At 66.9% G+C, this 23236-nt stretch carries 32 protein-coding genes; 20 read left to right on the plus strand and 12 right to left on the minus strand.

Annotation, left to right across the window (positions count from 1 at the left end):
* Positions 1-126 precede the first annotated feature (126 nt).
* Positions 127-1233, plus strand: a complete 1107-nt coding sequence (locus tag ACIA12_RS22290) for a hypothetical protein (RefSeq protein ID WP_396368947.1) — start codon at positions 127-129, stop codon at positions 1231-1233.
* A 508-nt stretch (positions 1234-1741) separates the two neighbouring features.
* Here the strand turns inward: ACIA12_RS22290 and mraY are convergent.
* Positions 1742-2827, minus strand: a complete 1086-nt coding sequence (gene mraY / locus ACIA12_RS22295) for a phospho-N-acetylmuramoyl-pentapeptide-transferase (RefSeq protein WP_396368948.1) — start codon at positions 2825-2827, stop codon at positions 1742-1744.
* Positions 2828-3021: 194 nt separating this feature from the next.
* On the opposite strand from mraY, the gene ACIA12_RS22300 reads away from it, so the two are divergent.
* Entirely contained in the window at positions 3022-3564 is a 543-nt protein-coding gene (locus ACIA12_RS22300; protein WP_396368949.1) for a GNAT family N-acetyltransferase, read from the plus strand.
* Here the strand turns inward: ACIA12_RS22300 and ACIA12_RS22305 are convergent.
* Complete coding sequence (locus ACIA12_RS22305) at positions 3464-4750, minus strand: MFS transporter (protein ID WP_396368950.1); 1287 nt, start codon at positions 4748-4750, stop codon at positions 3464-3466. The two genes, ACIA12_RS22300 and ACIA12_RS22305, sit on opposite strands and share 101 nt — an antisense overlap.
* Positions 4750-6174 carry an FAD-dependent oxidoreductase gene (locus ACIA12_RS22310; protein ID WP_396368951.1) on the minus strand — a complete coding sequence of 475 codons (1425 nt, stop codon included), beginning with the start codon at positions 6172-6174 and terminating at the stop codon, positions 4750-4752. The genes ACIA12_RS22305 and ACIA12_RS22310 overlap by 1 nt, the downstream gene beginning before the upstream one ends.
* 80 nt (positions 6175-6254) lie before the next feature.
* Here ACIA12_RS22310 and ACIA12_RS22315 point away from each other — a divergent pair, with 80 nt between their 5' ends.
* From ACIA12_RS22315 to ACIA12_RS22330, 4 genes are read left to right on the plus strand one after another with little or no spacing between them, the layout of a single operon-like run.
* Entirely contained in the window at positions 6255-6614 is a 360-nt protein-coding gene (locus ACIA12_RS22315) for a metalloregulator ArsR/SmtB family transcription factor (protein WP_396368952.1), read from the plus strand.
* A 48-nt stretch (positions 6615-6662) separates the two neighbouring features.
* On the plus strand, positions 6663-7403 hold the full coding sequence (locus ACIA12_RS22320) for a helix-turn-helix domain-containing protein (protein WP_396368953.1): 741 nt from the start codon (positions 6663-6665) through the stop codon (positions 7401-7403).
* Positions 7400-8143 carry an aquaporin gene (locus ACIA12_RS22325; RefSeq protein WP_396368954.1) on the plus strand — a complete coding sequence of 248 codons (744 nt, stop codon included), beginning with the start codon at positions 7400-7402 and terminating at the stop codon, positions 8141-8143. Before ACIA12_RS22320 ends, ACIA12_RS22325 begins: the two co-directional genes overlap by 4 nt.
* Positions 8140-8541, plus strand: coding sequence for an arsenate reductase ArsC (locus tag ACIA12_RS22330; protein ID WP_396368955.1), 402 nt, complete (start codon positions 8140-8142; stop codon positions 8539-8541). The genes ACIA12_RS22325 and ACIA12_RS22330 overlap by 4 nt, the downstream gene beginning before the upstream one ends.
* A 19-nt stretch (positions 8542-8560) precedes the next feature.
* On the opposite strand, the gene ACIA12_RS22335 is transcribed toward ACIA12_RS22330, so the two are convergent.
* The gene (locus ACIA12_RS22335) at positions 8561-8959 is read right to left on the minus strand and encodes a cytidine deaminase family protein (RefSeq protein ID WP_396368956.1); all 399 of its coding nucleotides are present in this window, start codon (positions 8957-8959) and stop codon (positions 8561-8563) included.
* Positions 8960-9189: 230 nt separating this feature from the next.
* Between ACIA12_RS22335 and ACIA12_RS22340 the strand changes: the two genes are divergently transcribed.
* The 3 genes from ACIA12_RS22340 (at position 9190) to ACIA12_RS22350 (ending at position 11262) form a co-directional block, all read left to right on the plus strand.
* Positions 9190-9729 (plus strand): hypothetical protein, encoded by a 540-nt coding sequence (locus tag ACIA12_RS22340; RefSeq protein ID WP_396368957.1) that lies wholly within the window; start codon positions 9190-9192, stop codon positions 9727-9729.
* Between the two features lie 110 nt (positions 9730-9839).
* Positions 9840-10490: a hypothetical protein gene (locus ACIA12_RS22345; protein ID WP_396368958.1), complete on the plus strand. Its 651-nt coding sequence runs from the start codon at positions 9840-9842 to the stop codon at positions 10488-10490.
* Positions 10491-10494: 4 nt separating this feature from the next.
* The gene (locus ACIA12_RS22350) at positions 10495-11262 is read left to right on the plus strand and encodes a phosphotransferase (RefSeq protein ID WP_396368959.1); all 768 of its coding nucleotides are present in this window, start codon (positions 10495-10497) and stop codon (positions 11260-11262) included.
* An 8-nt stretch (positions 11263-11270) separates the two neighbouring features.
* Here ACIA12_RS22350 and ACIA12_RS22355 read toward each other — a convergent pair whose 3' ends face one another.
* A complete protein-coding gene (locus ACIA12_RS22355) occupies positions 11271-11873 on the minus strand; it encodes an HD domain-containing protein (RefSeq protein ID WP_396368960.1) in 603 nt (200 codons plus the stop codon).
* 176 nt (positions 11874-12049) lie between these two features.
* Between ACIA12_RS22355 and ACIA12_RS22360 the strand changes: the two genes are divergently transcribed.
* Both ACIA12_RS22360 and folK read left to right on the plus strand, forming a co-directional pair.
* Positions 12050-12952 carry an NADP-dependent oxidoreductase gene (locus ACIA12_RS22360; protein ID WP_396368961.1) on the plus strand — a complete coding sequence of 301 codons (903 nt, stop codon included), beginning with the start codon at positions 12050-12052 and terminating at the stop codon, positions 12950-12952.
* A gap of 40 nt (positions 12953-12992) precedes the next feature.
* Positions 12993-13499 (plus strand): 2-amino-4-hydroxy-6-hydroxymethyldihydropteridine diphosphokinase, encoded by a 507-nt coding sequence (folK, locus tag ACIA12_RS22365; RefSeq protein ID WP_396368962.1) that lies wholly within the window; start codon positions 12993-12995, stop codon positions 13497-13499.
* A 9-nt stretch (positions 13500-13508) separates the two neighbouring features.
* On the opposite strand, the gene map is transcribed toward folK, so the two are convergent.
* A complete protein-coding gene (map, locus tag ACIA12_RS22370; protein ID WP_396368963.1) occupies positions 13509-14279 on the minus strand; it encodes a type I methionyl aminopeptidase in 771 nt (256 codons plus the stop codon).
* Between the two features lie 66 nt (positions 14280-14345).
* On the opposite strand from map, the gene ACIA12_RS22375 reads away from it, so the two are divergent.
* From ACIA12_RS22375 to ACIA12_RS22385, 3 genes are read left to right on the plus strand one after another with little or no spacing between them, the layout of a single operon-like run.
* Positions 14346-14630: a helix-turn-helix domain-containing protein gene (locus ACIA12_RS22375; protein WP_396368964.1), complete on the plus strand. Its 285-nt coding sequence runs from the start codon at positions 14346-14348 to the stop codon at positions 14628-14630.
* An 18-nt stretch (positions 14631-14648) separates the two neighbouring features.
* Positions 14649-15197: an AAA family ATPase gene (locus ACIA12_RS22380; RefSeq protein ID WP_396368965.1), complete on the plus strand. Its 549-nt coding sequence runs from the start codon at positions 14649-14651 to the stop codon at positions 15195-15197.
* Positions 15198-15208: 11 nt separating this feature from the next.
* Positions 15209-15691, plus strand: coding sequence for a GNAT family N-acetyltransferase (locus ACIA12_RS22385; protein WP_396368966.1), 483 nt, complete (start codon positions 15209-15211; stop codon positions 15689-15691).
* Here ACIA12_RS22385 and ACIA12_RS22390 read toward each other — a convergent pair.
* The 3 genes from ACIA12_RS22390 to ACIA12_RS22400 form a co-directional block, all read right to left on the minus strand.
* A complete protein-coding gene (locus ACIA12_RS22390) occupies positions 15688-16200 on the minus strand; it encodes a GNAT family N-acetyltransferase (protein WP_396368967.1) in 513 nt (170 codons plus the stop codon). The genes ACIA12_RS22385 and ACIA12_RS22390 overlap by 4 nt on opposite strands.
* A gap of 39 nt (positions 16201-16239) precedes the next feature.
* On the minus strand, positions 16240-17103 hold the full coding sequence (aac(3), locus tag ACIA12_RS22395; protein WP_396368968.1) for an aminoglycoside 3-N-acetyltransferase: 864 nt from the start codon (positions 17101-17103) through the stop codon (positions 16240-16242).
* A gap of 173 nt (positions 17104-17276) precedes the next feature.
* Positions 17277-17738, minus strand: a complete 462-nt coding sequence (locus tag ACIA12_RS22400) for a hypothetical protein (RefSeq protein ID WP_396368969.1) — start codon at positions 17736-17738, stop codon at positions 17277-17279.
* Positions 17739-17838: 100 nt separating this feature from the next.
* Here ACIA12_RS22400 and fgd point away from each other — a divergent pair, with 100 nt between their 5' ends.
* The 3 genes from fgd to ACIA12_RS22415 are packed head-to-tail and all read left to right on the plus strand — an operon-like array spanning position 17839 to position 20258.
* Positions 17839-18843 carry a glucose-6-phosphate dehydrogenase (coenzyme-F420) gene (gene fgd / locus ACIA12_RS22405; protein WP_396369386.1) on the plus strand — a complete coding sequence of 335 codons (1005 nt, stop codon included), beginning with the start codon at positions 17839-17841 and terminating at the stop codon, positions 18841-18843.
* A 3-nt stretch (positions 18844-18846) separates the two neighbouring features.
* Complete coding sequence (locus tag ACIA12_RS22410) at positions 18847-19671, plus strand: DUF72 domain-containing protein (RefSeq protein WP_396368970.1); 825 nt, start codon at positions 18847-18849, stop codon at positions 19669-19671.
* Positions 19668-20258, plus strand: coding sequence for a GNAT family N-acetyltransferase (locus tag ACIA12_RS22415; RefSeq protein ID WP_396368971.1), 591 nt, complete (start codon positions 19668-19670; stop codon positions 20256-20258). The genes ACIA12_RS22410 and ACIA12_RS22415 overlap by 4 nt, the downstream gene beginning before the upstream one ends.
* On the opposite strand, the gene ACIA12_RS22420 is transcribed toward ACIA12_RS22415, so the two are convergent.
* On the minus strand, positions 20255-20632 hold the full coding sequence (locus ACIA12_RS22420; RefSeq protein WP_344844862.1) for a hypothetical protein: 378 nt from the start codon (positions 20630-20632) through the stop codon (positions 20255-20257). The genes ACIA12_RS22415 and ACIA12_RS22420 overlap by 4 nt on opposite strands.
* Positions 20633-20705: 73 nt before the next feature.
* Between ACIA12_RS22420 and ACIA12_RS22425 the strand changes: the two genes are divergently transcribed.
* Complete coding sequence (locus ACIA12_RS22425) at positions 20706-21089, plus strand: VOC family protein (RefSeq protein WP_396368972.1); 384 nt, start codon at positions 20706-20708, stop codon at positions 21087-21089.
* Here ACIA12_RS22425 and ACIA12_RS22430 read toward each other — a convergent pair.
* Both ACIA12_RS22430 and ACIA12_RS22435 read right to left on the minus strand, forming a co-directional pair.
* Positions 21082-21621 (minus strand): GNAT family N-acetyltransferase, encoded by a 540-nt coding sequence (locus ACIA12_RS22430; RefSeq protein WP_396368973.1) that lies wholly within the window; start codon positions 21619-21621, stop codon positions 21082-21084. The genes ACIA12_RS22425 and ACIA12_RS22430 overlap by 8 nt on opposite strands.
* Positions 21622-21683: 62 nt before the next feature.
* A complete protein-coding gene (locus tag ACIA12_RS22435; protein ID WP_396368974.1) occupies positions 21684-22043 on the minus strand; it encodes a hypothetical protein in 360 nt (119 codons plus the stop codon).
* Between the two features lie 53 nt (positions 22044-22096).
* Here ACIA12_RS22435 and ACIA12_RS22440 point away from each other — a divergent pair, with 53 nt between their 5' ends.
* Together ACIA12_RS22440 and ACIA12_RS22445 are read left to right on the plus strand one after the other, a co-directional pair.
* The gene (locus ACIA12_RS22440; RefSeq protein WP_396368975.1) at positions 22097-22864 is read left to right on the plus strand and encodes an SDR family NAD(P)-dependent oxidoreductase; all 768 of its coding nucleotides are present in this window, start codon (positions 22097-22099) and stop codon (positions 22862-22864) included.
* A 14-nt stretch (positions 22865-22878) separates the two neighbouring features.
* Positions 22879-23226, plus strand: a complete 348-nt coding sequence (locus ACIA12_RS22445; RefSeq protein ID WP_396368977.1) for a hypothetical protein — start codon at positions 22879-22881, stop codon at positions 23224-23226.
* The last annotated feature ends 10 nt before the right edge of the window (positions 23227-23236 follow it).

The raw sequence follows: 23236 nt of genomic DNA on the forward strand, positions 1-23236 counted from the left end.
CGAGGGCCGGCACCAGTTGAAGTCTGCGGATACGCACCACCGGAACGGCGGCGATGGCCTCGGATTGGTGCAATCAAGGCGACATGTTCTCGTCCCTAGACCATGGGCATGTGCGATATTCGATGGGTGTCGACGACCATCCCAGAAGAGGAGTTCGAGGACGGGTATGTCCTAGAGTTCCGCAGGCGCCTGCACGGGCGGTGCCTATGGTTGGAGTACCACCGGGACCGGGGAGCCATCGACCTTGGCATCCGCCTCAAGCGGCCCGGCACATACGAAGTGAGCCAGACACGGGTTTGGTTCCAGCTCAAGGGCCTCCACGATGCCACGCACGACGCGACCAAGTTCAACGACAAAGGCGCCTACGCCGACGTTGAGATCGCCCACTTGCGCGAGTGGTATGAGGCACCGGAGGTCGTATACCTCGCCGTTTGGGTCGAGTCAGTCGGTGAGTTCGTGGCGCTCGACGTTCGTGACCTAGTCGAGAGCAGATGGGGCGTCGATGTCCGGTGGGACGAGGTCGGCCAGCCTGGACAGAAGTCGATCCGTGTGTGGATCCCACCGTCTTGTCTAATCGACGATCCATTCCTCGATGGCCTCGATCGGCATGCCTCGATGCGGATTGACACCACGACTTGGCGTGGCCAGTACCTCGGCCACCGCCTTGACCCGTTGCGCAACGAGCTCGAGGTGGTCGAACCGTCCATGTTCAACAACGTTGTCGACGCGATCCTCCAAGCTCACGAGTTCGTCCTCGACGGCGAACTCGAGCCTGCTCAAGTCCTCGCTGCCGACTCGGACCCCGACGGCGTCCATCTCGCGCACACGCGGCTGCTGCAGGGACGCCTCTTTGGGACGCTGCGGTGGCCGTTCTCGTTGAGCATCGAGTATGGGTACGGCAATCCCGAGGAACCACGCGAGGAAGGCCAATGGTTCACCGCGCAGGGCAAGGTTGCCGTCCTCGTGATGGCCAAGCCGGGGGATCTGCGGACCCGAGGCGACCTTGACGAGACGCCTCTCGACCAGCTTCTCGGAAATTCCACAGGCCAGACGGTCGTCTTCATTAACGACATCGAGCGCCACGCCGGGCCGTGGCGTACGCGAGGTCTGCGGATGGCGGGACCACCGCTCGGGCTCGGGGCGCTCTCAGCGGTTGTCCTGCTGACGCCGGTCCTATACCGGGCCTTCGGAGGGAAGCTGCAGTGGCAACGGCCGGTTAATCGGTACAGTTAACCGACCTGACGACGCACCCCTCCTTCTGTCGACTATCCCTCCACGCTGACCTCGAAGGCGGGTCCTGTTCGGAGGCAGTTGAACGCGGACGCGTGGCGGCCGACTTCAGGAGGAGGCGCGTCATTCCGCCGTGATTGACACCGCGGCGCCATTCCAGTTGCGGGTTGAGACGGTACTCGCAACATCGGACATGCGTTGCAATCGCTGCGTGCTTTCCGGGGACGATTTCGACTTCCTCGGCAAGCCACCGGAGGACGCGGTCTGCGTGCACCTCAGGTCACCAGGCTGCGGGGGCTGAGGCTCTGGTCGGTGGGGATGGCAAACCGCGGCAGCGTGGGTGACCGGTTTATGGGCTGCTCACCGCAGACGAGTTGCCGGGGGCAGGGTGCTCTCGCGTAAGCGGGCGTAGCACGCGCCCAGGGTGGGTGGGAGCGGTCCGCGTAGCTGGCGACGGAGGAGCCTGCGGAGGGGACCGCGTGGGAGAACCACGGTCGCCGGTGCTCTGGCTTTAGGTCAGCCAGGAGGCGTAGAAGATGCCTAGGCCGAGGGCTACGAAGAGGCCGGCGATTATCCAGAAGCGGATTACTACGGTGACTTCATCCCAACCCAGGTGTTCGAAGTGGTGGTGGATGGGGGTGATTCGGAAGATGCGGCGGCCGGTGCCGGTGAGGCGTCTGGTGAGTTTGAAGGTGAGCATTTGGAGGATTACCGAGAGGGTCTCCAGGACGAAGAGGCCGGCGATTACGGTCATCAGTAGCTCGGTACGAGACATGATCGCGAGCCCGGCCAAGGCGCCGCCGATGGCGAGGGAGCCGACGTCGCCCATCATGATCCGGGCGGGCTTGGCGTTCCACCAGAGGAAGCCGACGCAGGCTGCGGCGATGGCGGTCGAGAAGACCGCGAGGTCCAGCGGGTCGCGCACTTGGTAGCAATGGGACTCGACCACGTTGGGGCGCGAGGAGTTGCACAGCTGGTTGTTCTGCCAGATGTTGATGATGGTGTACGCGCCGAAGATCAGGGCTGAGGATCCGGCGAGCAGGCCGTCCGCGCCGTCGGTGAGGTTGGCGCCGTTGGAGGTCGCGGCAACGATGAACCAGATCACCAGCAGGACCAGTACCAGCGGCAGCTTGATCCACCAGTCGTGAGTGGTGGAGATGTACTGCGACGCCGGCCTGACCCCGTGCCCGTTGGCGAAGAACTGCGTGGACAGCACCCCGAAAACGAGCGCGATCAGCGTCTGACCTGCCATCTTGGCGCGACTGCTCAGGCCTTGATTGTTCTGGGTGTAGACCTTGATGAAGTCGTCGAGGAACCCCACCACCCCGCAACCGAGGAACAGCAACATCAGGAGCCAGGCGCTGGCACTCGGCCACCTGCCGGTCAGGAGCGTTGCCGCCAGGTATGCCGCAGCGGCGCTCAGCAGGATGACGAGACCGCCCATGGTCGGCGTACCCCGCTTGACGTGATGTGTGGTCGGCCCGTCGTGCCTGATCGGCTGGCCGAAGCCGTGCCGGACGAACCAGCCGATCGCGATCCGGGTCCCCACCAGCGAGCAGACCACCGCCAACGCGCCGCTCAGCAGTATCGCCCGCACAGACGTTCAGCCCCTCTCGGCCGGTGGAGCCGTCCATTCTTATAGGCCCGAGGGGCGGGTGGCCGGTAGACACGGCGAAGCTGCAGGTTCCTGCAGACTGTGTCAGGGCGGGTAGGGCATCGTCGCTGGGTATGAGCCGCTCGGCCGATCTAAAACCGTGTGCGGGTGGGGTGGAGGGGCTTTAGCCTGCGGGGATGGAGCTGCGCGAGGAACTTGCGGGTGATGGGCAGGCTGTGCGTGAGCTCCACCTGCAGGCGTTTGGTGGGCATGGGGGTGTTGTTTCCGACCTGGTCGACTCGCTGCGGGAGGCGGGTGCGGGGAGTCTTTCGCTGGTTGCTGAGCGGGGCGGGCGGGTGGTCGGGCATGTGATGTTCACCAGCAGCCTGCTGGATGCTCCTCGGCGGCTGGTTGAGGTGCAGGTGCTCAGTCCGTTGGCGGTGCGGCCTGAGTTTCATCGGCACGGGATTGGGTCGGCACTGGTTCGGTACGGGCTGGGGATCCTTGCCGAGCGGGCGGTTCCGCTTGTGTGGTTGGAGGGGGATCCGGGGTATTACTCGCGGCTCGGTTTCGAGGCCGGGGGTGGACTGGGGTTTCGGAGGCCGTCGTTGCGGATCCCTGAGGGTGCCTTTCAGGTCTTCAGGCTTCCGGAGTACGAGCGGTGGATGACGGGGACGCTGGTCTACCCGGATACGTTCTGGCGGCATGATTCGGTCGGCCTCCGGAGCCCCGACGCCTAGTCAGGACGAGGAACAGGCCTGCGGACAGACAAGCTGCGGCGGCGCCCAGGATGAGGGGCCGGTAGCCGGTGACGGTGGCTAGGGCGGCCGCGCCGAGTGGGGCTGTTGCGCGGCTGATGGTGGTGGGGGTGCCGAGGATGCCGGCGATGGTGGCGTAACCGTGGTCGCCGTAGCGGTCGAGCAGGATCGCCGGTGTTGCGATCGAGGCGACGCCGAAGCCGAGGCCGAAGAGGACCAGGCTGATTGCAGCACCGGCGACAGCCCGGCCGATGAAGGGCAGTAGGGCGAGGGCGACGCCTTGCAGCGCGATGATGCCTGCGGCAACAAGATTGATGGGAAGCCATCGCCTGGCCGCGGTGGTGATGATGCGGCCGGTGACGGAGAGCAGACCCAGTAGGCCGGTCAGGCCGGCGGCGGTGGTCGGTGAGTGGCCGAGTTGCGTCAGGTAGGTGACGAGGTGAACCGCCATGACGGCGAGGGCTGCGCTGTGCAGGATGAAGGCGCAGGCGATCAGCCAGAATCCGGCGTCGCGTAGTACTCGGGACTGTGACTTGGGTGCGTGGTGTGTGGGCGCTGCTGGGCGGGTATTGCGGAGTCCGACTGCGTGCAACGGCAGTGTGATGAGCGCGACGACGGCGGCCAGGATGATCAAGGCATTGCGCCATCCGTAGGCCTGGATGAGCTGGCCGGTCAGTGGGATGAAGATCGAGCTGGCGAAGCCTGCCACGAGGGTGATGCTGAGCAGGGCGTTGCCGCGCTTCGCGGGTCCGGTGACGGCAACGATGATGGCGAAGGCCGGTTGATACAGGACCATCGCCGAGGCGGCGCCGATTGCCACGAAGACGACGTAGAGCTGGGCTGCTGTATGTACCTGCGACCAGGCGAGCACGGCGGCGCTCGCCAGCAGGGAGCCGGTCGTCATGACGCCATGGCCGCCGCGGGTGTCGAGCCAGCGGCCGATGGGGATGGCCATGGCGGCGCTGACGAGTACGGCGGTGGTGAGTGCTCCCGTGGCTGTGGTGGTGGAGATCCGGAGGTCGTGGGTCATCGGTGCGAGTAGGGCGCTGAAGGCGTAGTACAGGACGCCGTAGCCAATGGTGGTGGTGATGGCGAGGGCGGCGACTACATCGCGGCGCTGACCGTTGCGGCGATCGCCAAGGCCGATCGCCGCACCGGTGTGGTTCATCAGTTGCAGCAGGTCGACTGGTTCGTGGTGGTTGGGGCGTTGTCGATGACGGTCAGCAGGCCGCCGCTGATTCCGGTGGCCAGGCCGCGGCTGGGTGGTACAGAGATGGCTTGTGGTGTGGGGCCGCAGCAGCCGCCGGCGGCCTCTCCGTTGGAGTCTCCGTATGCGAGGTTGGAGGAGCAGACGCCGGTTTCGGGGAGGTCGAGTTGGAGGTCGCGTGCGGCTTCCCAATCACCGGCAAGTGCGGCGACCACCGACCGGGCCTGCTCGTAGCCGGTGGCCAGCAGGAAGGTCGGCGCCCGGCCATAGGACTTCGCGCCGATCGCGTAGTAGCGCGGCTCCGGGTGGGCGAGTTGGTCGGCGCCGTGCGGCGGTACGGTCCCGCAGGAGTGCTGATTCGGGTCGATCAGGGGTGCCAGGGCGCGCGTCGATCCCATGATCGAATCGAGATCCAGGCGCAGTTCGCTGACCATGTCGTGATCGGGGCGGAAGCCGGTGGAGTTGACCACTATGTCGGCGATGACGTGTTGGTCGCCGGCGGTCAGTTCGATGCTGCCGTCGGGGGTGCGGGAGACGGTTTCGGTGCGGAAGTTGCTGACGAGTTCGACTCGTCCGGAGTGGACGAGCTTCTTCAGGCGGCTGCCGAGGGCGCCGCGGGCGGGTAGTTCGTCGGCGTCGCCGCCGCCGTAGGTACGGGCTTGGTCGGAGCCGCGTACTACCCAGACGATCTCGGTGCCGGGTACCTGCTCGGCGAGTTCGCCTAGGTCGAGGAGGGTGGTGGAGGCGGAGTGGCCGGCGCCGACAACCGCAGTACGGCGTCCTGCGAAGCGGTCACGGTCGCGGCCGAGTACGTCGGGCAGCGCGTGAGCGATGCCATCGGCGACTGAGGCCTCGCCGCGAGCGGGGATGCCGGATCCGCCGAGCACGTTCGGGCGTCGCCAGGTGCCGGCGGCGTCGATGACGGCTGACGCGAGGATTTCGGTACCGTCGGCCAGGCGGATCAGGAACGGTGCTTGCTCGCGGCCCGCGGTACGGAGGCGGTCGAAGCCGACCCGAGTCACCGCGGCGACGGGCGCGTTGTAGCGGATCCGGTCATTCAGCTCGGGCGTTTTGGCCAGGGGTTCGAGGTAGGAGTCGATCAGGTCGCCGCCGGTGGGCAGCTTGGCAAGGTCCGGCTCGAGCCAGCTGGACTGTTCGAGCAGGCGACGGGCGGCGCTGTCGATGTCGTAGCGCCAGGGGCTGAACAGCTTCACGTGCCGCCATTCCTCGATCGCGGCCGCGACGCCGGGGCCGGACTCCAGTACGAGGAAATCCACGCCACGCTCGGCCAGGTGGGCGGCCGCGGCCAAACCGATCGGGCCCGCCCCGATGACCACGACCGGTCCGGTCGGTCCCGCAACGACGGCGATGTCCTGCTCGCTCACGATGGATCTCCTGTCTCGACAACTGTCTAATCAGCGATCCCCACCTTGCCTCTTGATTCGATAAGAGTCAAGATAGACGCATGTCGAAACAGAAGATCGCCGTTCAGGTTGCCGGGGGTTGCTGTGCGCCGATCTCCGAGGCGGCCCTCGATCCAGAGGGTGCGGCCGAGGGTGCGGCGGTCTTCAAGGCGCTCGCCGATCCGATCCGGCTCCGGCTGATGTCGATGATCGCGTCCGCCGACGGCGAGATCTGCGTGTGCGATCTGACCGGGGCGTTCGATGTGAGCGGACCGACCATTTCGCACCACCTGCGGGTACTCCGTGAGGCCGGCCTGGTGGACTGCGAGCGGCGGGGCACCTGGGTCTACTACTGGCCGATGCGCGAACGACTGCAATGGGTTTCCGCCCTGCTTGCCACATCGGTCCAGGCGCCGGCCTAGCTTCAGGTGGCTTGACTTCCCTGGTTTAGCTCAGTGATCATTGAGTCAATGACTACTGAGCGATCGACCTTGACTGCGCGCGCCCGGATCCATGCCGCGCTCGGCGATCCGGCCCGCCTGGCGATCGTCGACACCTTGGTTGCCGGTGACGCAGCTCCGGGTGAACTGAGCGCGGTACTGGACCTGCCGACGAACCTCATCGCCCATCACCTGAAGGTGCTCGAGGAGGCCGGCCTGGTCGCCCGGTCGCGATCCGAAGGCGACCGCCGTCGTACGTACGTGCGGCTGGTCACCGAGGCGCTGGAATCGGTGGCCACCCCATCGCCGGCCACGGCGCCACGAGTCGTCTTCGTCTGTACGCGGAACTCGGCGCGCTCGCAGTTGGCCGCGTCGATCTGGTCGCGGCGAAGCCACATCCCCGCCCTGTCGGCCGGTACGGAACCGGCGGCCAGGCCGCATCCCCGCGCCGTACGGGTCGCCCGCAAGCACGGTCTTGATCCGACCGGTTGGCGTATGGCCCACGTGCGTGACGTGGTGGAGCGGGACGATCTGGTCATTGCGGTGTGCGACATCGCGTACGAACATCTGCCGGCGGAGTCTCGGCCGCGACTGCATTGGGCCGTGTCCGATCCCGCGGCGGTCGACACCGACGCGGCGTTCGAGAACGCCTATGCCGAGATCGCCGACCGGATCGACCGGCTGGCGCCCGTTCTTTCGCCGACTGAAGGCAAGCTCGGCGAGCTCGGCAAGCTTGGCGAGCTTGGCGAGCTGCCCGTGGCGCGCCGGTGAGCAACAGCGCGGCGCTGTGGCGACGAGCGGTCGGGGAAGCAGTTGGTACCGGGCTACTGGTGACCGTTGTCGTCGGGTCGGGCATCGCGGCGTCTGCGCTGTCGCCGGGGGACGTTGGCTTGCAGTTGTTGGAGAACTCGTTTGCGACGGCGCTAGGACTCGCAGTGCTGATCCTGATGTTGGGGCCGGTGTCCGGGGCGCACTTCAACCCGGTCGTGTCAGCCGTCGACTGGTGGCTCGGGCGGCGTACCGGTGCCGGCTTGACGCCACGCGAGTTGGCCGCCTACGTGCCGGCCCAGATCATCGGCGCCGTCGCTGGGGCGGTGCTGGCGAATTTGATGTACGCCAAGGGTGCGGTGTCGTGGTCGACGACGGATCGCAATACCGGGCACCTGTGGCTCGGCGAGGTGGTGGCGACGGCGGGGCTCGTCGTACTGATCTTTGCTCTCGGCTGGTCCGGGCGAGCGGCCGTGGCGCCGGCTGCTGTCGGTGCGTACATCGGAGCGGCGTACTGGTTCACCTCGTCGACCTCGTTCGCCAACCCTGCGGTGAGTATCGGGCGAGCCTTCAGCGACACCTTCGCCGGGATCGCGCCCGGATCCCTGCCCGGGTTCATCGTTGCGCAACTCTTCGGTGCTGTGGTCGGAGTTGGCCTGCTCGCTGTGCTGTATCCCGATGCAGGCAAGGCGGCCGACGAGATCGTCACCCCACATACCGACACCACTGGAGTAACCACATGACCAAGCCTGTTGTCTTGTTCGTCTGTGTCCACAACGCCGGGCGGTCTCAGATGGCGGCTGGATGGCTTCGGTACTTGGCGGGTGACGCCGTCGAGGTCCGGTCGGCGGGCTCCGAGCCGCGCGACCAGATCAACCCGGTCGCTGTTGAGGCCATGCGTGAGGTGGGTATCGACATCACCGGTGCGGTGCCGCAACTGCTCGAGACCGAGGCGGTCCGCGGGAGCGATGTCGTCATCACCATGGGCTGTGGTGACGCATGCCCGATCTTCCCTGGTAAGCGCTATGAGGACTGGCAACTCACCGACCCCGCGGGCCAGCCGATCGAGCTCGTCCGCCAGGTCCGCGACGAGATCCGCGCCCGCGTAGAAAAGCTCGTCGGAGAACTCCAGATCACCTGATCCAGTAGGTCTTTGGGGTTCAAATCGGCCATTCGTTGGATGGCAGGAGATCTCGGAGACGCGAGGTTCGGTCCGTGCCCAGCACTACCTCGGTGTCCAGGTTTGCGGGGTCTATTTGGCGAATGAATTCCCGGCAGCGGCCGCACGGGGGTACCGCGACGACGCCGTCGTGACCTTGGGAGACGGCGACTATTTTGGTGATTCTGTATTCGCGAGCGGTGACCATGGTGGCGATGGCGGCGGTTTCCGCGCAGAAGCCTGTGCCGCAAGGGGTGTCGACGCAGACGCCGACGTACATGGTCCCGATGTCGGTGACCAGGGCCGACGCAACATCGCCGAAGCTTCGGCCGTCGACGTGATGGGGGTGCAGTACGGCTCCAGCGGTTTCGATGAGGGCTTCATTGCTCGGAACAATCATGCTCGGGAACCTAGCAACATCGCTCCGGTGCGGCGATTGAGTTTTCAGCACGCGCGGTGGCAGGCCTCGAAACTACTGCTCTGAGCGCCAATTTGCCTTTGAAAGCCCTGTGATTCAAGCGTTTCATCCCTTGGTGAGGTCTTGCCAGGGCGGTGTGGAGCAAGCAAAATCGAGCACGGTGAGCGATCTGAAGCTCATGGGGGTTGTATCCAACGAGGGGGGAATTTGGCATGCGCTTTTTTCGATCACGTCGGATTGTCGGAGCTGTTGCCGCGGCTGGATTGTCGCTGGGTCTGGTAGCTGCCGGTAGTGGGCAGGCCTGGGCGGCGTACTCGGGGTTCGGCTGGGAGAGCGGTGGCGTCCAGGGGTGGGCGGTCGACTGGGACGGGACGACGATCTCGTCGTCGACTACGTACAAGTTCGCCGGCACCCGCTCGCTGAAGCTTCCGCAGTCGGGCGAGCAGTACGCCGGTTACCGTTCGGGTTCCGACCTGACCGGAATCGGGGTCGGCTCGGTGGTGACTTTCAAGATGTACCTGCCCGCGAGCGCCAACCACCCGATCGAGGCCAAGGGCTACGTGACGGACGGCAACAACGGCTCGTTCATCGAGCGGTTCGGCCAGCACATTGTCCTCACGCCGGGGGCCTGGAGCACGTTCACGCTGACCATTCCGGCCGTCACCAGCATCGAGGGCATCGGCGTAGAGGTGGACAACCCGGGCTGGACCGGCGCCGTCTACCTGGACGCCGTCACCTGGACCGCACCCTGATCCAGAACCAGCTGGACTAACCGCCCCCGGCCGCGCGCACCAGTCGCCGCGACCGGGGGCGGTTCAGCGTCACGTAGTACAGAGCCTGTACCTCAGTATGCTGACGCATCATGCGTGACTGGGATCAGTTCCTCAGCCAAACGCCTTGGTTCCTCGAGCCCGGCGATGTCGCAACGGTTGGCGAAGAGCATCCGTGGAGCGGTGCAGCGGTCGACGGGTTGCCGCAACTCACAGCTCTTCTGGGGTCCGCGACCGTCACACCGGTATCGATCTCCGGTACGCCGTACGAGCTGCTCGCCTGGGGACCGTCGGGCGATCGGCGCGGGTGGCTCGGGTATCCACCGCTGGATGCGGATGTCGAGGTCCATCCCACCCACAGGAGTTTCTGGCGCCTCTCCGGCGGAATCGTCGATCGCTTCGGCGAGCCCCACTCCTGGTGGATGAACCAGAACGAGATCCTCACCGTCGCCGCCGCGCAGCTGTCGGATCTTCTCGCCGACTATTCGTGGCTTTGGCAGGACGCCGACCTGACGCTCCCGATCCAGCCCGACGAGTACTACGTGGTGGCGGTCGAGGCCAACGGCAACCTCACCCTTGCTCATCGGCGTACAGGCCAGCTCCTGCTCTTCGCCCCAGACCACGCCTTCACCGGAGTCACACCGCTTGACGGTTGCCCGCCCTACTCCCTCCACACCTTCGACCGCGAGCCAGACCTGGCCACCTGGATCGAAAACTGCGCGGCCGCCTGGCGAGATGTGTGAAGACGTGGAATCTGAAGAGGTACTGACCGGAGGCAACGTGGCCGCGGAGGTCGTCCGGGTTGGGGCGACTGTGCGGAAGCCCTCACTTGCCCAGACGGTGGGGGTCGAGGCTGTGCTTACACATCTCGCAGAGTTCGAAGGTGCGCCGCCCACGTTGGGGCGGGATGAGCGTGGGCGACATGTTCTCGAGTACATACCGGGTGCTGTCGCCGACACGATGCTTCCGTTCTCGGCGGACGAGTTGGGTCGGGTGGGGAGGCTGATTCGGGAGCTGCACGATGCGATGGAGAGCTTTCAGGCGCCGCCTGACGTCGCTTGGCAGACATTGGTCCCGGAGCCTTCAGGTGGCGATCTGATCGGCCACAACGACCTTGCTCCGTGGAACCTGATCCGCGATGGACAGCGCTGGGTGTTCATCGACTGGGACAACGCCGGGCCCTCATCGCGGCTGTGGGACCTCGGGTACGCCGCAACGGGGTTCGTACCGTTTGCGCCGGGAGGCGATGTCGCGGTGGACGGTCCGCGGTTGCGTGCCCTGGTGGACGGCTATGGGCTCGACCTGGAGCAGCGGCTGGCTTTCCCTGCGCAGATCGCGGCCCGTACTTCGGGATCGTACGAACTGCTGGTTCGCGGCCACCGTACGGGCGAACAACCCTGGGCACGCCTCTACGCAGAAGGCCATGCGGACTACTGGGGCCCGGCCGCCGCATACATCGAAGAACACCACGACGCATGGGTCGCAGCCCTCATCGCGAACTACCCCAGCTCCTAGGCAGTGGGTCAGTTGGTGTCCAGGGGGTTGGTGGTCATTCGGGTGTGGAGGTTGGAGTTGATGGCTCGGGCGGGGGTGCTGGTGGGTTTTCTGGTGGCTTGGGATTTGAAGCAGGTCAGGAATTCTTCGACGAGGTCCAGGCGGGGGTGTCGGGTCAGGACTTCGGCGCGGAAGGCAGGGGTGAAGTCGTCGGTGTTTCTGCCGGCTATGTCCAGGGCGGCTGCTCGGGAGATCAGGTGGCCTTCGGGGTCGGCCGCGGCGTCTACCTCGGGCCACATGTGGCGGACGATGACCTCGGCCAGGCGGTCGCGGCGGGCGGGCGGCCAGCCGGCGCCGGTGGCGAAGACCCGGGCGATGTGGCCGGCCGCGTCTTCGAAAGAGAAGGTGTGGTTGTCGAACTCGGGGACCAGGCCGATGTCGTGCAGCATCGCGGCCACGAACAGCAGCTCCGCGTCGTACGCGATGCCGTGGTCCCGGGCGTAGGCCGCCGCCCAGACGAAGACGCGGTGCGAGTGGCTCTGCAAGGACGGTGACTGGTACGCCGAGGCCAGCTCCAGGGCCGCCGTCGAGGCGGTCGTGGACGGGATCACGAGGTCATTCAAAACGATCATGCTTCGACGGTACGACCGGGAAGGCCTGCCTGACTGGTCCATTCCGCAGCCAGTTCGGTGGGCCATTTACCGCGACAATTGGCCCAGAACAGGCGCCGGCAAGTGGACCACCGATGCTGAGCCAGCGGTGAGTACCGTCGAAGGCAGAAGCAGAAACGACTACCGCAAGGACCATCATGCGTGCCATCACTGTCCGGGATCGCGAGGCCGGTGTCGCCGGGCTGTCCCTGACCGAGCTGCCCTATCCGCACACCGCCGAGAACGACGTCGTCGTGCAAGTCCACGCCGCCGGCTTCACCCGGGGCGAGCTCGACTGGCCGGCGACGTGGACCGACCGCGCCGGCCGCGACCGCACCCCGAGCGTCCCCGGCCACGAGCTCTCAGGCGTCGTCGCCGAGGTCCCGGTCGGTACTACCGGTCTCACCGTGGGGCAGCGGGTCTTCGGGCTGGCCGACTGGACTCGCAACGGTTCGCTCGCGGAGTACACGGCCATCGAAGCCCGCAACCTGGCCCCGCTCCCCGGGGGCGTCGAGCACGTCGAAGCGGCCGCGCTGGTGATCTCCGGCCTGACGGCTTGGCAGGCGCTGTACGACCATGCGCAGCTCAAGGCAGGGCAGACCATCCTCATCAACGGGGTCGGCGGTGCCGTCGGTTCACTCGCCGTACAGCTGGCCAGCGAGATCGGCGCCGAGATCGTCGGTACCGGCCGTGCCGCGACCGAGGACCTCGCCAAGCAGTTGGGCGTCCACAAGTTCGTCGCCGTCGAAGAACTGGAGAAGGCCGGCCAGGCCGATGTCGTACTGGACGTGATCGGCGGCGACGTCCTCAACCGCTCCACGGCGCTGGTACGACCCGGTGGCACCCTCATCACGATCGCCCAACCGCCGACCATCCAGCCCACCGGCGGCCGTGCCCTGTACTTCATCGTCGAGCCGAACCGCGACCAGCTGATCCAACTGGCCGAACGGCTGCGCGACGGCCGCGTGACCCCGCTGGTCAGCAGCGTCCGACCTCTCGACGAAGCCCCCGACGCGTTCGCCGCGCGCGGCCGGACGATCATCAAGGTCACCGAGGACTGAGACACTTGCCGGACGACCGGCGAGTAGTGGAGGCGATCGGATGACCCGTGCGGTGCTTGCCTTGGGCTCCAATCTGGGCGACCAGGAACTCAACCTGCGCAAGGCGCTCGATGGGCTCGACGAGTATCTCGTCGAGGTGTCCGGGACTTACTGGACACCGCCCTGGGGGGATCCGGATCAGCCTGAGTACTTGAACGCGGTGGTGCTGGTCGAGGGGGATGTGACGGCGGGCGGCTGGCTCGAGTTGGCGCACGGGCTCGAGCAAGCCGGCGGCCGGGTCCGGGATCCTGAGCGGAGGTTCGGGCCGCGGACCTTGGATGTCGACGTGATCGCGGTTTGGGACGGCGATGAGCAGGTCGTACAGGATGATCCGGTACTGACCCTGCCGCATCCTCGTGCGCACCTGCGGGCATTCGTGCTGGTGCCGCTCGCGGAGATCGCGCCAGAGGTCGAGCTGGCCGGGCACGGCGCGATCACCGAGTTGCTGAAGACGGACGAGGTCGCCGCGGACGTACCGAACGTACGACCTGGCCCGCCACTCCGATAGCCGCTCCCATCACCTCGCCAACGTGATGATTTCGGCTCCGTCCGGGGTGATGGCGATGGTGTGCTCGCTGTGGGCTGTGCGGGAGCCGGTCGCGCTGCGGAGGGTCCAGCCGTCGTCGTCGGTGACGAGTTGGTCGGTGTCGACCATCACCCACGGCTCGAGGGCGAGCAGCAAGCCGGGGCGCAGTTTGTAGCCGCGACCCGCGCGACCGGTGTTCGAGATGTGCGGGTCCTGGTGCATCGTCGAGCCGATGCCATGGCCGCCGAACTCGGTGTTGATCGGGTATCCGGCCGCGCTGAGGACCGTACCGATGGCGTGGGAGAGGTCGCCGATGCGTGCGCCTGGTTTGGCAGCGGCGATCCCGGCGGCCAGTGCGCGCTCGGTCGCCTCGATCAACGCGACGCTCTCGGCGGGCTTCGAGTCGCCGACGATGAAGCTGATCGCCGAGTCCGCGGCGACACCGCCGAGGAGGACGGCGAGGTCGAGGGTGACCAGGTCGCCGTCGGCGAGGGAGTAGTCGAACGGCAGCCCGTGGAGTACGGCGTCGTTGACGGAGGTACAGATGTAGTGGCCGAACGGTCCGCGTCCGAAGGACGGCTCATAATCGACGTAGCAGGACTGGGCGCCGGCCTCGTCGATCATGGTGTGGGCCCACTGGTCGATCTCCAGCAGGTTGGTCCCGACCGTGGTCCGGCTCTTCGCCGTCTGCAGGATGGTGGCGACCAGGGCGCCGGTGTCCTTGGCTCGGGTCACTTCGCTGGGGGTCAGGATCTCGATCATGTGGCGCCCTTCATCACGCAACCAATAACTATCCCGGTAATAGTATCCCGGTACTATCATTGGATCATGGTCAGACTGCCGCTCACCCCCGGTGAGGTCGAACGCGGACAACGCCTCGGCGCGCTGCTGCGTCGCGCCCGCGGCGAGCGCTCGATCCTCGAGACGGCGCTCGAAGCCCACGTCTCCCCCGAAACCCTGCGCAAGATCGAGACCGGCCGGGTAGCCACCCCCGCCTTCCCGACCATCGCCGCCATCGCCGACGTCCTCGGCCTCTCCCTCGACGCAGTCTGGACCGAAATCAACCCACCCGAACCGACCAGCCCCCAACACGCCACCAGCTTGGCCTCGTAAGTCCTCTAAATTCTCCGGATGGCAACCGGAGATTCGACGACGCGACTGGCGGTACTCCGGGGCAACTCAGGCTCGGGAAAGAGCACGACGGCCAAAGAACTCCGCAGGCGGGTCGGGACCGGAGTGGCCTGGGTCGAGCAGGACTACCTGCGCCGAACCCTCCTGCGAGAACACTGCCGGGACGGGGCCCCGAACATCGGGCTGATCGACCTGGCCGCGCGCTATGCCCTCGACAGCGGGTACCACGTGGTGTTGGAGGGTGGGCTCTACGAGCCGCAGTACGGCGAGATGGTGCGGCAACTCGTGGCGGACCATCTCGGCGTCACCGGCGTGTACTACTTCCAGATCCCGTTCGAGGAGACCGTCCAGCGACATCTGACCAAGCCGTTGGCCAGTGAGGTCATGGTGGAGAAGCTGCGCGAGTGGTACCAGCCGGAGGACTTTCTGGGTGTGCGCGGTGAACAAATCATTGGCGCGGCCAGCACGGTGGAGGAGACAGTGGATCGGATCGTCGCCGATCTCGACTGGCGGAGCGGCGGCGGGGTCAGCAATCCGGTCGAAGGCTAGGAGACGCAGCTGTGGTGCAGGTCGAGTTGAGCGTGCGGGATCTTGTCGACGCGGACCTCGTTGAGTGCGGCTTCGCCGGTACTGCGCTGCATCTGGAGCAGGTTGCCAAGGAGCTCGAGCGGGCTCGGCGTGGAGAGGTCGACTACCTGGCCGTGTGCGCGAAGGCGGACCTGCCGATCGCTGTCGGTGGAGTCGACTACGTGCCCCATCCCGGCGCGGGATACCTGTGGCAGTTCGCCGTTCACCCGGCCCTGCAGTCCTGCGGGATCGGCAGCCTTCTCATCGGGGCGGCCGAGCAGCGGATCAAGGACCGAGGATTGGACCGGGCCGAGCTCGGCGTCGAGCTGAGCAACCCACGGGCCCGGGCGCTGTACGAGCGCCTCGGCTACGTCGCCTACGACGAGCGGCTCGAGGCCTGGGATCAGCAGTCGCCGGACGGTTCGATCACCCGGTACGAGACCCTCTGCACCCAACTACGCAAGCAGTTGCGCTAAGCGCGAGGCAGGACGTACCGGAGCATGCGGCCGGATTCGCCGTACTCCGAGGGGTCGGCGACTGCTTCAAAAAGGAAGCCGGCGCGTTCGGCGGTGGAGCGAGAGGCGGTGTTGAGTTCGTCGATGACGGCTACGGCTCGCGTGATCGGCCAGGCGGTGAAGGCCCAGGTGGTGACCAGGGGGATCGACTCGGCAGCGACGCCTTGGCGGCGGCTGGGTGGGAAGACCACGTAGGACAGGTAGGCGCTGCCTTGGCCGCGGTCTTCGATGTCGATGCCGCCGGCAAGGATGCCGTCCAGCCAGATGGCCCAATGGCGCTTGGGGCCTGAGGTCTCCCAGGAATTGCGTGAGGTTTCGACCAGGCGGACGACGTTCTCTCGCGGTGCCGGGCCGGGAGCCTCGAACCAGCGCTGTTGTGCCTCGTCATCGCCGGCGAGCCACGCGTCGACGTCGGCCATGGTGAGTACCCGCAGCGTCACCCGCGGACCGGTCAGCACGGGCCAGCTCACAGGAACTCCCTCGAGACGGCAGCAAAGGTAGGCATGCTTTCAGCCCCCTCCGCCTCGAGCAACCGGATTAGCTCGTACCCGATGGGGCCACCGTTCTTCGAGGTGTTCGACGATCGCGTCGACGGTCGGCTCGGCGGCGAAGAGATGGGTCTCTGCGCGGCCGATCATCGAGCGCGTCCCCGCGCCCGCCTCCAGAGCCCGTCGGGCCAACTGGCCGACCGGAAGTTCCTCGGAGTACGGCAGAACGCCGTAGAAGGTATCGATCGTGGTGAACTCCCGCAAACCTGTCTGGGTTGGCATCTGGTAGGTGCGCCGCCGCTTGCCGGGGACATCGGCGATGGCTTCGGCGTGATGGCTGAGGGTGAGTTTGTCCAGCGGGGCTCCGAGCAACAGCGCTTGGCCCTTGGCGGCCACGAGCCGTCCGAGCGGACCGTCCTTGCCCCAGGGATCTTGCTCGTCGCTCGCCGCGAGAAGGCTGGACGCTTGCGGGCCGATGGCGGCGAAGCTGACCTCCGGGTGGGTACTGCGAAGCGCGCCCGGCCAGGTCCGGAGTCGCTCCGGGAAGCGGCCGAAGTCGCGGCGTGATGACGAGGTCTCGGGGTCGAAGGCGGGCATTTCGGCGTACGCCGTCTGCCACCGTTCGGGCCAGAGGTCAACGTGGTAAGGGCTGTCGTCCCAACCGCAGAAGGCCATCAGCGTCCCATCGGGTCCGACGGCATCTCGCAATGCATGGACGACGGTGTCGATTCCGCCGACCACCCAGCCGAAGGCCGACAGCCGGACGTGCACCATCAACGTCCCGCCCTCGACCACTCCCGTGTCGCGCAGGCCTTGGGTCAGCTTGCTTCTGGTGATGGGCGAGAAGCTTGCGTCTTGCAACAACTCGGCACTCGGGAAGGCCATGCCGGCCATCTCATCACAGGCCGGGGACCGCTGAAGCGGAGCACCGAGGCGACGAATCCAAGGAAGCCCCGGTGCTCCGCGTGTTTCCCACGATGCCCCCATCCGTCCCACAACGCAAAACGCGGCGCGGGTGAGTCGCCACCTGTCCGGAGCGTCGCAGGCGGGGGAGTCGATCAGTTCCGGGCGACACCTAGTGCGGTAAGGAGGTCGTCGACAACCTCCTCCACCGGGCGGTCCGCGTCGACGAGGTGCGCCCCGAAACGGGCGTTGGCGGACTCCGCTCCTGTATGCCGGCCGAGAACGCCTTCGAGTTCAGCACCTGCCGACCCGAAGCCACCGCGCTGGATCAGCCGGCGCCGCAGCGTGTCGGCGCCGACGGTGAGGAAGGCCACCGCCGTGAACAGATCCCAGACCTCGCCCTCGTTACCGGTCGACCCGCAGATGAACCCCGCGCCGTCGCCCACTTCTGCCGCGATCCGCCGGACCGTGCTCGGCGGCAGGCGCAGTACGCCGTCGGACCAAGCTGAGAGCTGGTCCAAGTCCGTGTCGTAGGCGATGAAGCCCCGACGGTTCAGCTCCGCGCAGGCGGTCGACTTCCCGGCGCCAGGGGAACCGTTGACCAAGTACAGGGGCATGGGGTGATCCTCCGATGTGCCGCTGGGGTGGAACATCTCGGGGGTGGGCGGGGTTGGTGGCAGAGTGGGGGTAGGTATGGGTGACGAGACGGGAGCAATGGTGAGCATTCGGGTCGGGTACAAGGCGTCTGCTGAGCAGTTCGGACCGCGGGATCTGGTGGAGTACGCGGTACGGGCGGAGGAGCTCGGGCTCGACAGTGTGACGGTTTCTGATCATTTCCTGCCGTGGCGTCATGAAGGCGGGCACGCTCCGTTCGCGCTGTCGTGGATGGCTGCGGTCGGCGAGCGGACGAATCGGGTGCTGATCGGCACCTCGGTGCTGACGCCGACCTTCCGGTACAACCCCGCGGTGATCGCGCAGGCGTTCGCGACGATGGGGCTGCTCTACCCGGGCCGGATCATGCTCGGCGTCGGTACCGGCGAGGCGCTGAACGAGATCGCCGTCTCGGGACGCGAGTGGCCGGAGTTCAAGGAGCGGTTCGCGCGGCTGCGGGAGGCGGTCGAGCTGATCCGCAACCTGTGGACGCAGGACGAGGCTGTCAGCTCCGACGGACCGTTCTACAAGCTGGTCGACGCGTCGATCTACGACCGCCCGGAGACCCCGGTCAAGGTGTACGTCGCGGCCGGCGGCCCTGTCGTCGCCCGGTACGCCGGTCGTACCGCCGACGGCTTCATCGCCACCTCGGGCAAGGGCATGGACCTGTACACCGAGAAGCTCATCCCGGCCGTCAAGGAGGGCGCGGAGAAGGGCGAGCGGTCCTTCGACGACGTGGACCGGATGCTCGAGGTGAAGATCTCGTACGACCGCGACCCCGCGCTCGCGCTGGAGAACACCCGGTTCTGGGCGCCGCTGTCGCTCACCCCGGAGCAGAAGCACAGCGTCCAGAGCGCGACCGAGATGGAGCGCCTGGCCGACGAGCTGCCGATCGAGCAGGTCGCTCAGCGCTGGATCGTCGCCTCGGACCCCGAAGAGGTCGTCCGCCAACTGCAGCCGTACCTCGACGCCGGCTTCAACCACCTGGTGATGCACGGCCCGGGCCACGACCAGGAGCGCTTCCTCACCCAGTTCACCTCCGACGTCCTGCCGCTGCTTCGTAAAATCTGACACATGGAGCGCTGGGCGGATACGCAGTACCGGGTCGGGATCTCCGGTTGGCGCTATCCGCCTTGGCGCAAGGTGTTCTACCCCGACGGGCTGCCGCAGCGGGCCGAGCTGGAGTACGCCTCCCGCCGGCTCAACTCGATCGAGCTCAACGGGTCCTTCTACTCACTGCAACGACCGACGTCGTACCAACGCTGGTACGACGAAACCCCACCCGGGTTCGTCTTCTCGGTCAAGGGCCCGCGCTTCGTCACGCACCTGAAGAAGCTGGCCGACGTGGAGGCGCCGCTGGCCAACTTCTTCGCCTCCGGCGTGCTCGCGCTGGCCGACAAGCTCGGTCCGGTGCTGTGGCAACTTCCGCCGACGCTCGGCTACGAACGCGACCGGCTGGCAGCGTTCTTCGAGTTGTTGCCCAGGTCAACAAAGGAAGCGGTGAAGGTTGCCAAGGGCCACGACGAGCGGATGGAAGGCCGGAGCCTGCTGACCAGTTCGGTCGACCAGCCGCTGCGGCACGCGTTGGAGATCCGGCATTCGTCGTACGAGAACGAAGAGTTCCTCGAACTGCTGCGCGAGCACGACATCGCCGTCGTCTGCGCGGACACGGCGGGCAAGTGGCCGATGATGGACTCGGTCACCACTGACTTCGGGTACGTCCGGCTGCACGGCGCCGAGGAGCTTTATGTCAGCGGCTACGACGACAAGGCGCTCGACACCTGGGCCGAGAAGATCGTCGCCTGGCAACGACCCGTCTACGTGTACTTCGACAACGATGTGAAGGTCCGGGCGCCGTTCGACGCCGAAGGACTGGCTCGACGATTGGGGATCGGTTGACGGTCGAGGTTGTACGAGACGACGATCCGCGGTGTGCGGAGCTGGAGGCTGCGGGGTATCGGGTCGTCGGGGAGTCCTGGGCTGCTCGGTTGCGGGACCCGGATCCGGCGGTGCTCGAGCAGGCCGTACTCCGAGCGGCCGGCGTGACCGTCCGTGAGTTGGGACCCGAGTGCGCCGCCGCGTGGCACGAGTTGGAGACAGCAAACGAGAAGGACTACCCGTACACGCCCGCCACCCATCGCGTGGTGCAGCCGGTCGACGAGTTGGCTGAGCTGTGGACGACCGGGCGGGTGTTCGGCGCCTTCGACGGTGAGCGGCTGGTCGGGGCGACGTACATCAGCCTGCAAGGCGACCCGCCGAGAGGCGAGACTGCGTTCACCTCGGTGCTCGACGGGTACCGCGGACGAGGGATCGGGCAGGCCGTGAAGGCGGCGTCGATTCTCGCGCTGTACGCGGACGGCGTACGGGTCTTCGGTACCGGCGGCGCGGCGCTCAACGAGGGCAGCCTCGGCGCCAACCTCGCCCTCGGCTACGTCATCACCGAACGCTGGCGAAGCTACGCGCCACCGGCGGGCGGCGACGGTTAGGTCGGGATGCTCTTCGGCCACCACGGCGGTACGTTGGCGGGGCAGATGCCGGGCAGCGTCGCCGGCGTACCGGCCCAGGAGAAGAGGGCGAGGTCGGCGATCGCGATGGCGATCAGTGCGGCCAGCAGCGGCATCGTCCATCGGCCGCCCTTGCCGCGGCGCATGAAGCGGAACACGATGTTGAACAGCCCGATGTTGACCACGAGGGCGACCGGTACGCCGACGAAGAACAGCGTCGGCCCGTTGCCGACCGGCCCGGTCAGGTCGACATGGCAGACGTCCCAGGCCCGCCGGGTCAGCACGAGCAGCCCGAACCCGGCCGCCCCACCGATCACCACCGACAGGAACGTCTCGCCCTTACTACTTTTCGCCACGCCGTCACCCTAGAGCGTCAACGGTGACAGTTCTCGCGAGAACCTGGCCCGGGGTGTCGCATACCCTCCGATCATGACGGCCCGTACGCCCCAGTCCTACGCGCGCGGCGAGCTCGTCATCGTGCTCGATGCGGCTGATCTCGAGCGGGCGGCGGACTTCTGGAGTCAGGTGCTCGGGTACCGGAGAGCGGGCGCGTCCGGCAAGTACCTGAGTCTGATCCCGGCAGACGGGGTCGGGTGTGAACTGGTGGTGCAGCGGGTGGACGACGTCAAGCGCGAGAAGAACCGGCTGCACCTCGACCTGCGGACGGCCGACCTCGAGGCGGAGGTCGCCCGGGTGGTCGCGCTCGGGGCGACGGTGCTGACGGCTGAGCCGATCGTCGAGGACGGCTGGCGCTGGCACGTGCTCGGCGACCCCGATGGGAACGAGTCCTGCGTGTTGCAGCCGCCTAGGTAGTGATGGTTACGGGGCGGTTCGGGGGGTTGAGGGGGTCGGCGGCCAGGCGGGCGTGGCGTTCTACGTCGTAGCGGGCGCCGTCGTAGGTGAGGCGTTGGCGTTCCAGGCCTTCGTAGAGGAAGCCTGCGCTGGCGGCCACCCCGCAGGAGGCCGGGTTGTTGGTGCGGTGGCCGAGTTCGAGGCGGAACAGGCCGGCATCGTGGTGGGCCCAGTCGACGAGGGCGCGGAGGGCGTCCCGGGCGATTCCCTGGCCGCGGACCTCGGCGATCGTCCAGTACCAGGTCCAGCCGACCTGATGACGGTCGATGTTGGTCACCGCGACGCAGCCGACGGGGTGGTCGTCCGCATCCGCAACGGCATACACGTGCCCGTTGTCGAGGTCCGCCACCCGGCCGATCCAGTCCACCGCGCTCGCGGTGTCCCGGATGCCGCCCTGGTTGGCCATGTCCGGCTCCCGATGGGCGTCGGTCAACCGCAATGCGTCAGCTACCCGCCACCGCCGCAGATCCAGCCTCGACACGTCATAGCCCATCCATCGAGGCTACCGCCGCCTACGCCACCGCAAACGTCCACACGGCGCGTACTCACAACCCTCTAACCAGTCACAGCCAGTGCGATCCCCGCCGCGTCGACCAGCGCGACCACGCCCAGTACGACGTACTCCGCCCGCGGCTTCTTGCCTTCGTCGACGTCATAGGTGGTGTCCGGGTCGAAGATGAACGTCACGCCGGAGCTCACCGCGTAGGTCAGGAACAGGCAGCAGCTCGCCCCGACCGCCAACCCGATCGGCGCCGCGACCCGCGTTCCCGTCGCGGTCGTGGCGATCACCAGCGCCAGCAGCCAGGTGCCCGCACAGACGAGGATGAACCGGGTGCGCACTCGCGAGATGATCGCGGCGACCAGGGCCGCGACCGGCCATACGGCATACAGGGCGATCAGGAGGCCGGTGCGCATGAGGCTCACCCTAGGGTCCCGAGCCGGATGCTTCGGTGCCTAGGGTTGGGCGTATGGGTTTTCTTGATTTCAGGGATCAGGTCGTTCTTGTCACCGGTGCCAGCAGTGGGATCGGGGCTGCGGCCGCGGTCGGGTTCGCTGAGGCCGGGGCGACGGTTGCGTTGCACTACCACTCGAACGAGGAAGGCGTGCAGCACACCGCGCAAGCAGTGAGCACTGCAGGTGGTACTGCGACAGTGCACCAGGCTGACCTCGCTGTCACCGACTCGGCCGCCGCGCTGGTCGACGAGGTGCTGGCGAAGCATGGCCGGATCGACGTACTGGTCAACAACGCCGGCGACCTGGTCAAGCGCACGCCGGTGGTCGACGTACCGGACGACGAGTTCCACCGGATCATGGACGTCAACCTGACCTCGGTCTTCGCGATGAGCCGGCGGATCGTCCCGGTACTCCGTGCGCAGGGCGGCGGCGCGATCGTCAACGTCACCTCGATCGCCGGCCGGCACGGCGGAGGCGGCGGCTCGGTCGTCTACGCGGCCAGCAAGGGCGCCGTCAGCACCTTCACCCGCGGCCTCGCCAAGGAGCTCGCGCCAGACGGTATCCGCGTCAACGCGATCTCACCCGGGGTCATCCGCACGCCGTTCCACGACCGGCATACCGGTGAGGAGCAGCTGAAGGCGATGCTCACGACGATCCCGATGGGCCGGACGGGCACTCCGCACGAATGCGTCGGCACCATCCTCTACCTCGCCTCCGACCGGATGTCCGGGTACGTCACCGGCCAAATCATCGAGGTGAACGGCGGCCAATTGATGCCGTGAGCACAATGGGCTCCATGGACGACGACATCGAGCCGGTTCAGCTGGACCGCTCGGGCTGGGTCGACTGGGACTGGTTCGCCGGCGGCGACGGCGGCGAGATCGCCGTCTTCGTCTTCATCCTGCTCTTGGTGCCCGCGACGCTCCTGGTCAATGTCTTCACCCATTTCGTGGTCTTCCGCGGCGGCTGGACGATCCGGGTGAATGTCGGAGAGGTGTTCTGGAAGACCCGCTATCCCTCGAAGAAGGCTGCCCTGGCCGACCTCGATCGGCAGCGCGAGCTCGCGGCCGCAGTACCGCCGGTGGCACCCGTGGTGCCGACCCGGCTGCCCACCCGCGGCGGAACCCTCCGCCGCCACTGGTAACCGGCCCGCG

Origin of the sequence: Kribbella sp. NPDC051620, assembly GCF_044453825.1 — a bacterium.
Lineage (GTDB): Bacteria > Actinomycetota > Actinomycetes > Propionibacteriales > Kribbellaceae > Kribbella.